The sequence below is a fragment of the Streptomyces minutiscleroticus genome, assembly GCF_014650875.1.
In the GTDB taxonomy this organism is placed as follows: Bacteria; Actinomycetota; Actinomycetes; order Streptomycetales; family Streptomycetaceae; genus Streptomyces; species Streptomyces minutiscleroticus.
The window spans coordinates 1-674 of sequence record NZ_BMVU01000243.1 but is presented as its reverse complement, the minus strand read 5'-3'; the positions used below and the strand labels follow the sequence as shown (position 1 = coordinate 674).

Below are 674 nucleotides of genomic sequence, written 5' to 3'. Positions count from 1 at the left end.
CTCTTCTATTTTTTCTTTTAAATCAAATTCTTCCTCATCAAACTTAAAATAGTTCGTTAAACCAATACAATCAATCTCGCTAGTGCATAGTTTTTGTATAAAATCCTCTTCAGAACATTTATACGCCTTATTTAAATGTGTGTGTGGCGTATGCACATGCAAATCCCATTTATGCCAGCTTGAACCTTTATTCTTATCTTTATTACCCATCTTCTCTCCTAATATATTATCTCAAAGCACCCCACAAAAACTAATCTTCTAAATCTTCCCCATCATACCCAAGCTCCAACGCCTTCACTTGCCCTATCGCATTACCCATAATACCCTTGATAGAGCCATACATGTTAATCGTGCCCTCAAACACTTTTTCTATTTGCTTTTCCCTACTTTTCCAAATCCTAGCCATCGCGTTTTTTTCTTTTTCTAATTCCGCTCTCAATTGCTCAAACCCCTCTATAATCGCGCTCACTTGCATGGAAAATTCAGAGCTTGTCAAATAATGATAGAGCAGATTCACTTTATCGCCCTTATTTTCCTGACTTTTTTTAGCCAAACTCACTTGAATAACCCCCTCTCTTAACGCCGCGCTCAACCCCTTAAACTCTTCAAACGAACACACCCACACCCCTTCAAATAACCCCATCCTCTCCATCTCTTTAGGCAACGCCTCACTC

2 protein-coding genes are annotated in these 674 nt (G+C 38.9%); both read right to left on the bottom strand.

Annotated features, from left to right (window positions below; translation table 11 throughout):
• The coding region (locus tag IE271_RS44560) for a hypothetical protein (protein ID WP_229920008.1) at positions 1-210 on the bottom strand (210 nt) is incomplete at its 3' end.
• 40 nt (positions 211-250) lie between these two features.
• A partial coding sequence (locus IE271_RS44555; RefSeq protein ID WP_190195521.1) for a DUF2130 domain-containing protein occupies positions 251-674 on the bottom strand: 424 nt, incomplete at its 5' end.